Source organism: Clostridium sp. Cult3 (assembly GCF_021655115.1).
Classification (GTDB): Bacteria; Bacillota; Clostridia; order Tissierellales; family Tepidimicrobiaceae; genus PPXY01.
In genome coordinates, this window is the sequence record NZ_PPXY01000041.1 from 1 (window position 1) to 13333 (window position 13333).

Below are 13333 nucleotides of genomic sequence, written 5' to 3' on the forward strand. Positions count from 1 at the left end.
ATAGTTTATTGAATTATATCATTTAATCCAGTATAAATAAACCTGTAGATCAAAATCCTTAAAAGGAAGGGCAAATATTAAAAAATTGTAACAAACTATAGACTATTTAATTAATAAATAATATAATTTATAACTAAATAGTGAAAGGATATTTGGATAGCGTATTAAATATTTGAATTGACACCTATAAATAATTTGATATGATATCTATGATGGAAGGGGATATAAATGATTAAGAGTATGACTGGATTTGGCAGAGGAGAATCGACAAATGAGGTGCATAATTTCAATGTAGAGATCAAGACTGTGAATCACAGATATAATGATATAGTAATTAAAATGCCAAAGCATATTAATTACTTGGAAGAAAAAATAAAAAGAACTATTAAGGATAAAATCAATCGTGGCAGGGTAGAGGTATATATAAATCTAGAATACATAGATGAGTCCGCAGTTGATGTAAAAGTGGATTTATCTCTTGCTAATGCCTATAAGGAAGCACTAAATACATTAGCTGATCAACTGGATATTAAAGATGATGTTAACTTATCCCATATGCTTAGTTTTTCAGAGATAATTAGAACAGAAAGGAAAGAACTAAATGAGGATGAAACTTGGAATTGCCTGGAAGTTGCAATTGTTGAAGCTCTAGATTGTGTCATAGATATGAGAATTAAGGAAGGCTTAGCATTAAAATCAGATTTAGAGGCTCAACTTATGAGTATGGATGAAATTATAGATAAGATTGAAGAGAGATCTCCTTTAGTAGTTATAGAATATAGAGAAAAATTAGAGTCTAGGATTAAAGAAATTTTGAATATAGATTGCAATATAGATGAAGAAAGGCTTGCTTATGAAGTAGCCTTCTTTGCCGATAAAAGCGATATAAACGAAGAAATTATAAGATTTAAATCCCATATAAAACAGTTTCTTAAAAGTTTGGAGGAAAATGAGCCTGTAGGTAGAAAGTTAGATTTTCTAATCCAGGAAATGAACAGGGAAATCAATACCATAGGTTCTAAGGCTAATGATCTAGTTATTTCTAATAGCGTCGTAAATATAAAAAGTCAATTGGAAAAGATGAGAGAGCAAGTTCAGAATATCGAATGATGGAGGGAGTTATATGTCAATACAACTAATAAATATTGGATTTGGTAATATTGTATCAGCAAATAGAATCATTGCAATTGTTAGTCCTGAATCCGCTCCTATAAAAAGAATGGTGCAGGAGGCTAGGGATAAGGGCATATTAATAGATGCCACCTATGGTAGAAGAACCAGAGCAGTAATAATAACTGATAGTGATCATATAATACTTTCAGCGGTACAGCCAGAAACCGTAGCTCAGAGATTAAATAATAAATCCAGCGAAAAAATTGATTTAAATTAAGAGGTGAGTGAGAATGTCAAAAGGTTTTTTGTTGGTAGTATCTGGACCTTCTGGCTGTGGCAAAGGTACTATTTCTAAAGAATTATTAAGGCGAAATGAAAAGCTAATATTCTCTGTATCAGCTACTACAAGAAAGCCAAGAGTTGGAGAAAAAGATGGAATAAACTACTTCTTTATAGATGAGGAGAGGTTCCAATCTATGGTAAGTGGCGGCGAGTTTCTTGAGTATGCATACGTTCATAACAACTATTACGGGACTCCAAGGAAGTTTGTACTGGATAATATAGAAAAAGGAGAAATAGTTTTACTTGAAATAGATGTTCAAGGAGCATTACAGGTGAAAAAAGCTTATCCTGAGGCGGTGTTTATATTTATATTGCCACCTTCTATGGATGAATTGAAGAATAGGATAACAAAGCGAGGAACTGAGAGTCAAAAGGATATAGATATAAGATTGAAAAATGCATTTGAGGAATTGAAATTTGTTGATGAATATGATTATTTTGTCATAAACGATAAGGTTAAAAGTGCAGTAGAAAGTATTGAGGCCATAGTTACGGCAGAAGAATTAAAGGTCAAAAGACATAAAAATCTTCTTGAAAACATTAATATTTAGGAGGGATAGTATGTATAATCCATCTTTTAATGAACTTTCTAAGATTGGAGATAGTAGATATACATTGGTAATGTTAACAGCTAAAAGAGCAAGACAAATCGTAGATGGTGCAGATCCAATTATTGAAACCGATTCTACTAAGCCTGTAAGCATTGCTATTGAGGAGATATTAGAAAGAAAAATAAAATATACAAGGCCAGATATTAAGGGTTACAAGTAGGTGATGATATGCTTAAAGATAAACATATTATTATAGGGGTAACGGGAGGGATTGCTGCCTATAAGGTAGTAGATGTAGTTAGTAGGCTGAAAAAACTGAATGCCAATGTGGAAGTCATAATGACGGAAAATGCGACCAAATTCGTTTCGCCCCTAACTTTTCAAACTTTATCTTTGAATCCCGTTTATGTAGGAATGTTTGATGAACCTAAAAATTATGATGTAGAGCATATTTCCCTAGCTGAGAGGGCTGATATGTTTCTAATAGCACCAGCAACGGCAAATATCCTTGGAAAGATTGCTAATGGTATTGCTGATGACCTACTTACTACTACAATAATGGCAACAAAATCTAAGGTTGTATTTGCTCCAGCTATGAATACTAATATGTATCAAAATCCTGTTGTGCAAGGAAATATTAAGTATTTGAGTGATTTAGGATATGAATTTATTAATCCAGGGACTGGGATATTAGCATGCCAGACTTATGGACCGGGTAGAATGGCTGAACCTAAGGATATAGTAGAATATATATTGAGTAGTTTTAATAATAAACAATTATCAGGTAGGAAGATAGTCGTAACCGCTGGCCCAACTATTGAACCTATCGATCCAGTTAGATATATGACTAATCATTCTAGTGGTAAGATGGGCTATAGCATAGCCAAAGTAGCAAAGGCTAGAGGAGCAGACGTTGTGTTGATTACAGGTCCGACTGCTATAGAACCTCCAACAGGAGTGAAGGTAGTTAGGGTTAACACTACCAGGGAGATGTTTAATGCAGTGGAAGAACAATTTTCTTCCTGTGATGTGCTTATAAAAGCTGCAGCACCTTTAGATTATAGGCCAGACAAGGTTAGTGATGAGAAGATAAAAAAAGGTTTGAAAGAAACTGATGAATTAAATATTAAGTTTGTAAGAAATCCAGATATAGCAGCCCACTTTGGGAAAATCAAAGAAAATAGGATAATAGTTGGATTTGCTGCTGAAACCAACAATATAACACAGTATGCTAAAGAAAAGTTGAATAATAAAAACTTTGATTTTATTGTAGCAAATGATGTTTCCAAAGAGGGGGCAGGCTTCAAATCAGATACTAATATAGTCTCAATAATAGATAGAGAAGGTAGTATTGAAAACTATCCAATATTAAATAAAATTCAAGTAGCAGAAATGTTGCTGGATAAGGTTACTAATTTGTTAAATATTAAAAGCTAGATAGATGGATAATCTAGCTTTTAATATTTAAATTAGAAAAAAGGATTGATTATATGGAAAAGAGGTATGCACAAGTAATAATTGACAATAGGGCTTCTAGTACTGACAAGCCTTATACTTATATTATAGAGCCATATATGTTTGATATAGTACAAGAAGGTATGCGAGTATTGGTTCCCTTTGGAAGAGGGAATAGGATTATTAAAGGGATAGTTATAAGTATAGGGGAAAACTACGATGAAGAATATACATTGAAGAGCATAATTGACGTTATCGATGATAAACCCCTTATATCCAAGGATATGATCCAACTTAGTTTATGGATGTCTAAAGAGTACTTATCTCCTTATCTAGATGCTTTTCAAAGGGTATTACCTCCTGGTGATTTTAAAGAAGTGCAAACAGTTGTTTCTATTAGTAATAATTATAATCTTTATAAAGATAAACTCAGTCCATTGGAAGAGGATATTATTAATTTGATAAATAGGAAAGGGAATGCTTTGGAATTAGAAGTCATTAAAGATACTATTAATAATCCTAACATTAATTCTTGTATAAAAGCAATGGAAAGCAGGGGATTAATAGAAACCACACTGGAAATTCAAAGTACCATAGGAAAAAAATATGAAAAATATGTGTACTTAAAGAACACATCTCTATCCTATGATGATATGGTAGATTTGATAGGTACTAGAAGTTATAAACAATTAGAAATAGGAAGATTTTTATTATCAATGGAGAATAGGGAGATTTTATTAAAACAATTAATGGAAATAACCAATAGCTCTTTATCTACGGTAAAAGAATTAGACAAAAAAGGGATAATAGACATATATGAAAAGGAAGTATACAGGACACCTATTAAAGAATATATTCCTCCCTATAGGAAACGGTTATTAACACCTAAACAAAAACATTGCGTCGATACAATAATGAATAATATTAAAGCTGGAAAGAAGGATAATAAATTTTTAATCCATGGTGTTACTGGAAGTGGCAAGACTGAGATCTATCTTCAATTAGTGGAGGAGATGATTAAGATGGATAAGGAAACTATAGTATTAGTTCCAGAGATATCCTTAACTCCTCAAACTATTGAAAGATTTGTTGGTAGATTTGGTAATAACGTAGCGGTTTTACATAGCAAATTATCCTATGGGGAAAGATTTGATCAGTGGAGAAAAATCAAAGAGGGAAAGGTAAAAATAGCTGTGGGCGCACGTTCTGCTATATTTGCACCATTCAACAATTTGGGATTGATTATTATCGATGAAGAGCATGAGTCTACCTATAAATCAAGTATGAATCCTAAATATCATGCAATGGAAGTAGCAGAAAAGAGATGTGAACAATCAGGAGCTTATTTAGTTATGGGTACTGCCACTCCATCTATTGAAAGTTATTATAAAGCAAAAAAAGGTGAGATAAAGTTATTATATTTAGATAAAAGAATCAATCGTAAAAAAATGCCTGAGGTAAAAATCGTAGACATGAGAGATGAACTAAATCAAGGGAACAAATCCATATTTAGCAGAGAGCTTTATGAAGCTATAGATAAAAACCTTAAGGCCAAGAAGCAAACTATACTTTTTTTAAATAGGAGAGGTTACTCTACTTTTGTTTCTTGCAGGCAGTGTGGATATGTAGTAAAATGTAATTCATGTGATATATCTATGACCTACCATATGAAGGATAATAAATTAAAATGTCACTATTGCGGATTAGCTATTGATCCACCAACTATATGCCCTGTATGTAGAAGCAAATATATAAAATATTTTGGTATAGGCACGGAGAAAGTAGAGGATTATACTAAAAGGATGTTTCCGAAGGCGGTAGTTGAAAGAATGGATATGGATACTACCAGTAGAAAAGGAAGCTACCAATCAATACTACAAGAAATGAAGGACAAAAAAATAGATATATTAATTGGCACCCAAATGGTAGCTAAAGGATTGGACTTTGAGAATGTAACGCTTGTGGGTATAATTGCAGCAGATACTAGTTTAAACTTACCAGACTTTAGAGCATCTGAGAGAACCTTTCAACTTATAACACAAGTAGCTGGAAGAGCTGGAAGAGGAGATTATGAGGGCAGGGTAATAGTTCAAACCTACAGTCCAGAGCATTATAGTATTCAATATGCAAAAAAACATGACTATATATCCTATTATGAAAAAGAGATAATGCTCAGGGAAGAGTTTACATATCCTCCTTTTACCAATATAATATCTATAGTTATATATGGGGAAACTTTAAAACTTGTAACTGCCAAATCAAAAGAAGTATATGGACGTCTATTAAACAAAATGATTGAGGAGGGGTTAGAGGAATTAACGGATGATATAGTAGGACCTTATCCAGCACCTTTGGAAAGGATAAAGAAAAATTTTAGGTATCAAATACTAATTAAGTGTATAGATGATGATTTGAAAAAGTTAAAAAGTATTGTAGAATGGGTATGTATAAAAAATAAGGATAAAATAAATTATGATGGAATTAAGTTAAATATAGATATTAATCCAAATTCGATTATGTAGGAGGAATATATATGGCAATTAGACAGATAAGATATTATGATGATCCATTGCTTAGAAAAACATCTCGGGAAGTTACAGAGATTAATGATAGGATAAAAATTCTAATAGAAGATATGGTAGAAACAATGTATGATAATGAAGGAGTAGGATTGGCAGCTCCTCAGGTTGGAGTTTTGCGAAGGGTAGTTGTTATTGATATAGGTGAAGGGGTTTTAAAATTGATAAATCCTGAAATAATTTATGAGGAAGGAGCAAACATAGATGTTGAGGGGTGCCTAAGCGTTCCTAATCGAATTGGAACTGTAAAAAGACCTGAAACAGTCAAGGTTAAATATTTGGACGAATTAGGTGAGGAAAAAACTATAGAAGGCACAGGATTATTGGCAAAAGCCCTTTGTCATGAAATAGATCATCTTGATGGAATATTGTTTATAGATAAAATGATAGATGAGATCATACCTGAAGAAGAAGAGGATTAGACTCTGGAGGTGATATGTTGAATATAGTATTTATGGGTTCACCAGAATTTGCAGTTCCTTCTTTAGAATCATTACACCACAAGGGGCATAGTATTTCATTGGTTGTAACGCAAAAAGATAGGCCTAAAGGCAGAGGCAAAAAGCTGTTGCCTACCCCAGTGAAGAATAAGGCTTTAGAATTAAATTTAGAGGTTTATCAACCTGATTCTATTAACTCCTTGGAGGGGACTAATAAAATAAAAGAATTAGAACCAGATTGTATTGTGGTTGTTGCATTTGGTCAAATACTGAAAAAAGACATTTTAAATATTCCAAAGTACGGTTGTATAAATGTTCATGCTTCTCTCCTTCCTAAATATAGAGGAGCAGCACCGATAAACTGGGCTATTATAAACGGTGAGAAGGAAACGGGTATTAGTATTATGGAGATGGATGAAGGTCTTGATACGGGAGATGTTTTAAGGTCAAAAAGTATAGCCATTGAAGATCATGATGATTCCCAGTCTATTCATGACGAGCTAGCCATATTGGGGAGTCAGTTAGTTGTAGAAACCCTCGAGGATTTCGAACATGGTAGGATAAAAAAAATACCACAAGATGATGATTTATCAACCTATGCACCATTGTTATCTAAAAAGACTGGGAAGATCGATTGGAATTACAAAGGTGAAAAAATTATCAATATGATAAGGGGGTTGAAACCATGGCCTTCTGCATATATGGTATATAGTGGACAAAATGTAAAAATCCACAAGGCAAAAATGATAAATAAATTTTCAGATTTAGGTAATGGAATTGTAACGAAGGTTTCAGATGAAGGTATTTATGTTAATTGTGAAGATAGTTGTATTGTTATTGAAGTTTTACAATTTCCAGGAAAGAAAAAACTCCACGTATCAGAATATTTGAAAGGTAATGATTTTGATGTTAATATAAAATTAGACTAATCTAATTTAGTTTAGAGAGGAGAGCTAATATGTATAACGGTGGTTATGGGGGAAACTGGATCCTATTTCTATTTCCAGCTTTATTATTTGCTACCTATGCTCAAATAAAGGTTTCTACATCCTTTAATAAGTATCTCAGGGTGGCTAGCCGTTCTGGTTATACTGGTAGGGAAGTAGCTAGGATGATATTGGACAGGAATGGACTATATGATGTAAGGATAGAACCTGCTGCAGGACAATTGACAGATCATTATGATCCTAGGACTAGGGTTATTAGGCTATCTAGAGATGTATACAATGGCAGTTCCATTGCAGCTGTATCCGTTGCAGCCCATGAGGCTGGTCATGCAATGCAGCATGGTGAAGGATATTTTCCTCTAATAATAAGAAACAACATAGCTCCTGTTGTAAGTTTAGGTTCCAGATTCGTCTGGATACTAGTGCTATTAGGATTAGTGATAGAACCTTTCCTATTAGAAGTAGGTATAATGCTATATCTAGCTGTAGTACTATTTCAAGTTATTACATTGCCTGTAGAGTTTAATGCCAGTAGGAGAGCCTTATATCAATTGGAAAACGGCATTGTGTTTAGAGATGAGGTAGGGGCATCGAGGAAGGTTTTAACTGCTGCGGCCCTGACCTATGTTGCTGCTACTTTAGTTGCTATAGGGCAGCTGTTGCGGTTACTTGCCTTATCCAATAGAAGAAGAGATTAGTATTTTTGCCTGGTATTTACCAGGCAAAATAATTTTTATAGGAGGAACATATATATGAATTCCAGGGAAATTGCATTAAATATTTTAAAAGATGTTAATATTAATGGGGCTTATTCAAATCTTTCTATAAACAAGCACATAAAAAAAGCAACGTCTATTAAGGATGAAAACTTGATCAGAGAGATAGTATATGGAGTAGTTGAAAATCGATTATATTTAGATTATATAATTGCTAAAGCATCTAAAATCAAGATGAAAAAAATCCATCCTAAAATATTGGAGATCCTAAGAATGGGTGTATATCAAATCCTATTTATGGACAGAATCCCAGATAGTGCAGCAGTTAACGAGGCGGTTATTCTGTCCAAAAAACATGGGCACAAAGGGGTTAGTGGCTTTGTTAATGGTGTTTTACGAAATATTTCTAGGAATAAGGATGAATTCAAAATAGTTGATGAAGAAAATCAACTGGACTATCTATCTATTAAATATTCTCACCCTAAATGGATGCTTAAAAGATGGATTAATGAATATGGCTACGAATTTACAGAAAACCTATGTCGACTAAATAACAGTAGACCTGGCTTAAACCTACGAGTAAATACTTTAAAAACAAGTAAAGAACAGTTAGTGAAGAGAATGGAAAGTTATGGCTATGTTGTCCATGAAACCGAATATGCTAGGGATGGGATAATTATTGAAAATCCTACACGAATCACAGAAATAGAGGAATATAAGCAAGGATTGTTTATTATCCAAGATGAGAGTAGCATGCTGGTAGCTCAGATAGCTAATCCTATAAGAAATAGCAAGGTTTTGGATTTATGCAGTGCACCTGGTGGAAAATCTACTCATATGGCACAAATTATGGATAATCAAGGGCTTGTAATAAGTAGGGATATATATGAACATAAATTACAACTAGTCCAGCAAAACGCAGACCGATTAGGGATAGATATAATAAATACGGAAATATATGATGCTACAAAATTAGATAAAAACTTAATAGGTCAGGTTGACTATTGTCTTGTAGATGCTCCCTGTTCTGGACTGGGAATTATTAGGAGAAGGCCTGAAATAAAGTGGAATAGAAAAGAAGAGGATATACATATATTAAAGGAGATGCAACTAAAAATATTATATAATGCAAAGGAATACATCAAACCAGGTGGTATTATAGTATATAGTACTTGTACGATTACAAAGGATGAAAATGAAAAGGTAATTAATAGATTCTTAGATGAAAATAGAGATTTGAAACTTTTGGGATTTAAAGATCTAATCTGTTCCCATAGGGATATGGAGGCATTGGATAAGGGCTATGTCCAACTTTTCCCCCATGTGCATGGTACTGATGGCTTTTTTATTGCCAAAATAACAAAGATTTCTAGTTAATGTTTTAATAATTATGGTATAATGTTTAAATAAGAATACATACGGGGTGGTTTTTTGAATAAGGTTGAACTAAATAGTTTTACATTAAAGGGCTTAGAGGATTATATGTGTAGTATTGGTGAACAAAGATATAGGGGAGAACAACTATTTACTTATATCCATGGAAACCAAGGAAATGATATTTCAGGCATTACCGTATTCTCCAAAACATTGCGGGACAAGCTTCATGCCCTAGGTAAAATTAGTAAAATGGAAATCTTTAATAGGTTTGACTCAAAATTAGATAATACTAAGAAATACTTATTTTTATTAGAAGATGATAATATAATAGAGGGAGTGATTATGGAGTATGAACATGGCCTGAGTGCATGTATCTCTACCCAAGTAGGTTGTAGAATGGGTTGTGCCTTTTGTGCCTCTACAAAAGAAGGGCTGGTTAGAAATTTATCATCAGGTGAAATGGCTAATCAAATATATACAATGGAAAAGGACCTAGATGGGAGAATTAGCAATATTGTTTTAATGGGTAGTGGTGAACCTTTGGATAATTATGAAAACATATTGAGTTTTTTAAATATAATTCATGATGAAAAGGGTCATAACACCAGTTATAGAAATGTAACCCTTTCTACTTGTGGAATCGTTCCAAAGATTTATAGATTAGCCCAAGAGGAAATTCCAATAACCCTGTCTATATCTCTTCATTCACCTTTTGATGAGATAAGAAGAAAAATAATGCCTATAGGGAGAAAATATTCTGTTGAAGACATAATTAAAGCTTGCAAATATTATAATGATAGGACTAATAGAAGAATTACTATAGAATATACCCTTATGGAAGGTATTAACGATAGGCAGGAAGATATACATGAATTGGTAAGCCTATTGAGGGATATGAACTGTCATATTAATTTAATACCCTTAAATCCTATTAAAGAGTTTGATAGGGAGAGACCATCTCATTTAAGTGTTAGCAAATTTAAGAAAGAATTGACTAAGGCAAATATACCCGTTACTATTCGAAAAGAAATGGGAAAGGATATCAATGCAGCTTGTGGACAGCTTAGAAGAAGTTATACCGGAAATATGCATTAAAGCTTTTGTGAGAGGTGAGATAATGTGGAGATCGGTGTAAAAACAGATATAGGGAGAGTCAGAAATAATAATCAAGATGCCTATTATGTAAATTATCCTTTGTTTATTATAGCTGACGGTATGGGTGGTCATAAAGCAGGAGAGGTTGCAAGTAGTATGGCTATTGAAATAATAGGCAATGATTTTGAAAATAATCCAATAGATTTACCTTATGAAGATGAACTTATTATAAATAGAATAGAGGACTCGATTTCTAAAGCTAATAGGGAGATATATCATAACTCTATTGAAGATGAAGATTATTTCGGTATGGGTACTACTGTTACGCTAGCCTACATTACAGAAGATAAGATATTTGTTGGTCATGTAGGTGATAGTAGGGCCTATATTTATAGACAAAATGCACTGTCTCAAATAACGGAAGATCATTCTTTGGTAGAAGAACTTATTAAAAATGGAAGTATAAGTAAGGAAGAGGCAAAGCTTCACCCACAACGAAATATAATTACTAGAGCTGTTGGCACTAGCCAACAGATCGATGTAGATATAACAATAATAGCTAAGGAGAAGGATGATATACTATTGTTGTGTACTGATGGGTTGACTAATATGATTGATGAGGATGAAATTCAAAAGATTATTATGCTTCATGAAGATATACAAACTGTGTGTGATAAATTAGTAAAGCTTTCAAATGATAATGGCGGATTTGACAACATTACCGTCATGGCTATTAAATTCTAGTTAAGTGAGGTGATAATATGATTGGAACTGTACTAGGTGATAGATACGAGATAATTGAAAAAATTGGTGAAGGTGGTATGGCTTATGTTTATAAGGCTAAATGTAGGCTTTTAAATAGGAATGTAGCGATTAAAGTATTAAGGGATGAATTTGTAAACGATGAAGAATTCATAAAAAAGTTTAGAAGGGAGTCCCAGGCTGCAGCTAGCTTATCTCACCCTAATATTGTAAACGTCTATGATGTAGGGGTAGAAGAGAAGGATGGAATGCCTATCCATTATATCGTTATGGAATATATAAAAGGCAATACTTTAAAAGAAATAATTAGGGAAAAAGGAAAGCTTACAGTAGAAGAAACTTTAGATTATTCAATTCAAATAGCTGAAGCATTGGAACATGCACACAAGAACCATATAGTTCATAGGGATATTAAGCCCCATAATATCATGATAACCGATGATGGTAGAGTAAAGGTAACGGATTTTGGCATTGCAAGGGCTGCTACTACATCAACAGTAACTAATTCATCGAATGTAATAGGTTCAGTCCATTATTTTTCACCGGAGCAAGCTAGAGGTGGATATACAGATGAAAAGTCCGACATATATTCCCTTGGAATTGTCATGTATGAAATGATAACCGGGAAGGTACCTTATGAAGGGGATAGCCCTATTTCCGTCGCATTAAAACACATTGAAGGAGAAATTCTTCCGCCTAGAGAAATCGATAATACAGTGCCTATTGGTTTGCAAAATGTAATAATGAAATGTGTACAAAAGAGTCAATTTGATAGATATAAAAGTGCAAGTGAACTACTGCAGGATTTAAAAAGAATAAAGTATTTAGGCACGGAGAGCTTTATGGATAATACAACCATAATAGAATCGCCGACACAGATAATGCCAATGGTTGAGGATGAGGATGTGGAACAGATGAAGGCGAAAAACAATAAGAAAAAGAAAAAAAACAAGGGCGATGGTAGTTTAAAACCGATCTTGTTAGCCATATTGCTTGCATTTATAGTTACCGGTTCCATAGCTTTAGGTTTTTTCAAGCTAAAGGATTTTTTCGTGGTTGCTGAAGCCATAGTGCCTGATTTACGAGGGTTACAGGTGGAAGTAGCTGAGGAGGAATTGGCAAAGGAAGGCTTGAAATTAAAAGTAGATAAAGAGATCTATAATAGCGAATTTGCTAAAGGTGAAATAATTTCACAAAGAACAGAAGCAGGACAGAAGGTTAAAAAAGGTTTTACTATTGAAGTAGTCGTTAGCAAAGGTGGCAATCTTGTGAAGGTTCCAAATTTGATTAATAGAAATATAACAGAGGTAGATGCTATCCTTAGCGAGGTTAATTTAGATGAGGGAGAAGTTAAATATGACTACAGTGATACAGTTGAAGCTAATATAATTATGAATCAATCACCGGATCCTTATACAGAAGTAGAAGAATGGACTAAAATAGATATAATAGTAAGTAAAGGACCAGAAAACAAGCCAGTTTTAATGCCGAAGTTAATTGGATTAAAAGAGAGTGATGCTGTTAATGCCCTTAATGCATTTAATTTAAAAATAGGGCAAAGAGATGAAAAACCTAGCGATGAGTATCCTGAAGGTTATATTATGTGGCAAAGTATTGAACCAGGAGTGGCTGTTGAACCTAATACTTCTGTAGCCATACATGTTAGCTCTGGTCCAGAGGAAGTTCCCGAGGAGGAAGAAGAAAACGGTGGCAATGCAAATAATGAAGTCCCATTTAACTTAGATTTAACTCTTCCCCAGGATGGCACGGAGATTGAAGTAAGGGTAGATAGGATACAAGATGGTGTCAGGGAAACCTTACATGATAAAGCCCATGAAGCTGATGGGAAAACTATAAAGATACCCCTTAAAGGAAAACTAGATGCTCAGTTTGAAATCTATTTTGATGGACAGTATAAAGAAACATTCCAACACCCAGACAGATAAGGAGGTTGTC

Annotated in this window: 13 protein-coding genes; all 13 read left to right on the forward strand. The window is 33.6% G+C overall.

The window, feature by feature from the left end; all coding sequences use genetic code 11:
- Positions 1–228: 228 nt before the first annotated feature.
- Genes C3E88_RS08215 through pknB form a run of 13 tightly spaced genes read left to right on the forward strand, consistent with a single transcriptional unit; the run spans position 229 to position 13323 of the window.
- Positions 229–1110, forward strand: coding sequence for a YicC/YloC family endoribonuclease (locus C3E88_RS08215; RefSeq protein WP_236909692.1), 882 nt, complete (start codon positions 229–231; stop codon positions 1108–1110).
- Positions 1111–1123: 13 nt separating this feature from the next.
- Complete coding sequence (remA, locus tag C3E88_RS08220) at positions 1124–1390, forward strand: extracellular matrix/biofilm regulator RemA (RefSeq protein WP_236909693.1); 267 nt, start codon at positions 1124–1126, stop codon at positions 1388–1390.
- 13 nt (positions 1391–1403) lie between these two features.
- On the forward strand, positions 1404–2006 hold the full coding sequence (gene gmk, locus C3E88_RS08225; RefSeq protein WP_236909694.1) for a guanylate kinase: 603 nt from the start codon (positions 1404–1406) through the stop codon (positions 2004–2006).
- A gap of 10 nt (positions 2007–2016) precedes the next feature.
- A complete protein-coding gene (gene rpoZ / locus C3E88_RS08230) occupies positions 2017–2226 on the forward strand; it encodes a DNA-directed RNA polymerase subunit omega (protein WP_236909695.1) in 210 nt (69 codons plus the stop codon).
- Between the two features lie 8 nt (positions 2227–2234).
- Positions 2235–3443, forward strand: coding sequence for a bifunctional phosphopantothenoylcysteine decarboxylase/phosphopantothenate--cysteine ligase CoaBC (gene coaBC / locus C3E88_RS08235; protein ID WP_236909696.1), 1209 nt, complete (start codon positions 2235–2237; stop codon positions 3441–3443).
- A 53-nt stretch (positions 3444–3496) separates the two neighbouring features.
- Positions 3497–5983: a primosomal protein N' gene (priA, locus tag C3E88_RS08240; RefSeq protein ID WP_236909697.1), complete on the forward strand. Its 2487-nt coding sequence runs from the start codon at positions 3497–3499 to the stop codon at positions 5981–5983.
- A gap of 11 nt (positions 5984–5994) precedes the next feature.
- The gene (def, locus tag C3E88_RS08245) at positions 5995–6462 is read left to right on the forward strand and encodes a peptide deformylase (RefSeq protein ID WP_236909698.1); all 468 of its coding nucleotides are present in this window, start codon (positions 5995–5997) and stop codon (positions 6460–6462) included.
- Between the two features lie 14 nt (positions 6463–6476).
- Positions 6477–7409: a methionyl-tRNA formyltransferase gene (gene fmt, locus C3E88_RS08250; protein ID WP_236909699.1), complete on the forward strand. Its 933-nt coding sequence runs from the start codon at positions 6477–6479 to the stop codon at positions 7407–7409.
- Positions 7410–7438: 29 nt separating this feature from the next.
- Complete coding sequence (locus C3E88_RS08255) at positions 7439–8125, forward strand: zinc metallopeptidase (protein WP_236909700.1); 687 nt, start codon at positions 7439–7441, stop codon at positions 8123–8125.
- 54 nt (positions 8126–8179) lie between these two features.
- Entirely contained in the window at positions 8180–9520 is a 1341-nt protein-coding gene (rsmB, locus tag C3E88_RS08260; protein ID WP_236909701.1) for a 16S rRNA (cytosine(967)-C(5))-methyltransferase RsmB, read from the forward strand.
- Positions 9521–9574: 54 nt separating this feature from the next.
- The gene (gene rlmN / locus C3E88_RS08265; RefSeq protein WP_272878510.1) at positions 9575–10615 is read left to right on the forward strand and encodes a 23S rRNA (adenine(2503)-C(2))-methyltransferase RlmN; all 1041 of its coding nucleotides are present in this window, start codon (positions 9575–9577) and stop codon (positions 10613–10615) included.
- A gap of 24 nt (positions 10616–10639) precedes the next feature.
- Positions 10640–11359, forward strand: coding sequence for a Stp1/IreP family PP2C-type Ser/Thr phosphatase (locus C3E88_RS08270; protein ID WP_236909702.1), 720 nt, complete (start codon positions 10640–10642; stop codon positions 11357–11359).
- A gap of 17 nt (positions 11360–11376) precedes the next feature.
- Positions 11377–13323 (forward strand): Stk1 family PASTA domain-containing Ser/Thr kinase, encoded by a 1947-nt coding sequence (gene pknB / locus C3E88_RS08275; protein WP_236909703.1) that lies wholly within the window; start codon positions 11377–11379, stop codon positions 13321–13323.
- Positions 13324–13333 lie beyond the last annotated feature (10 nt).

Bases quoted from the DNA above. Each gene is read 5' to 3' on its own strand.
- pknB (WP_236909703.1), top strand. From the start codon at position 11,377: ATGATTGGAACTGTACTAGGTGATAGATACGAGATAATTGAAAAAATT.
- C3E88_RS08255 (WP_236909700.1), top strand. From the start codon at position 7,439: ATGTATAACGGTGGTTATGGGGGAAACTGGATCCTATTTCTATTTCCA.
- priA (WP_236909697.1), top strand. From the start codon at position 3,497: ATGGAAAAGAGGTATGCACAAGTAATAATTGACAATAGGGCTTCTAGT.
- def (WP_236909698.1), top strand. From the start codon at position 5,995: ATGGCAATTAGACAGATAAGATATTATGATGATCCATTGCTTAGAAAA.
- fmt (WP_236909699.1), top strand. From the start codon at position 6,477: ATGTTGAATATAGTATTTATGGGTTCACCAGAATTTGCAGTTCCTTCT.
- rpoZ (WP_236909695.1), top strand. From the start codon at position 2,017: ATGTATAATCCATCTTTTAATGAACTTTCTAAGATTGGAGATAGTAGA.
- C3E88_RS08215 (WP_236909692.1), top strand. From the start codon at position 229: ATGATTAAGAGTATGACTGGATTTGGCAGAGGAGAATCGACAAATGAG.
- remA (WP_236909693.1), top strand. From the start codon at position 1,124: ATGTCAATACAACTAATAAATATTGGATTTGGTAATATTGTATCAGCA.
- gmk (WP_236909694.1), top strand. From the start codon at position 1,404: ATGTCAAAAGGTTTTTTGTTGGTAGTATCTGGACCTTCTGGCTGTGGC.
- coaBC (WP_236909696.1), top strand. From the start codon at position 2,235: ATGCTTAAAGATAAACATATTATTATAGGGGTAACGGGAGGGATTGCT.
- rsmB (WP_236909701.1), top strand. From the start codon at position 8,180: ATGAATTCCAGGGAAATTGCATTAAATATTTTAAAAGATGTTAATATT.